At 26.9% G+C, this 245-nt stretch carries 1 protein-coding gene; it reads left to right on the top strand.

Going from position 1 to position 245, the window contains the following annotated elements; translation table 11 throughout:
- Positions 1-245: hypothetical protein (locus SB724_RS21435; protein ID WP_410573049.1), on the top strand; the 245-nt coding region annotated here is incomplete at both ends.

Raw genomic sequence — 245 nt, 5'->3', positions numbered from 1 at the left:
GAAGGTTATTATCAAAATTCAAATTTAGATCCATTAAATAATTTTAGAGGCAGTTACAATGTACAATATGATGCTAATACTTCAGTTGCCAATGATATACCTTACGAAAATATAGGTTTTCCTAATAAACAAACATTAATTAATAATAACTTAAGTATAGATCATATAAGAACATTTAATGAAACCAAGGTTTATGGGTACTGTGTACCGTCATGTAACCTAGATACTTATACACAAATTGATAC

Origin of the sequence: Bacillus sp. SIMBA_031 (assembly GCF_046535225.1) — a bacterium.
Taxonomy (GTDB): Bacteria; Bacillota; Bacilli; order Bacillales; family Bacillaceae; genus Bacillus; species Bacillus velezensis.
This window is presented reverse-complemented; position numbering and strand designations above follow the sequence as displayed.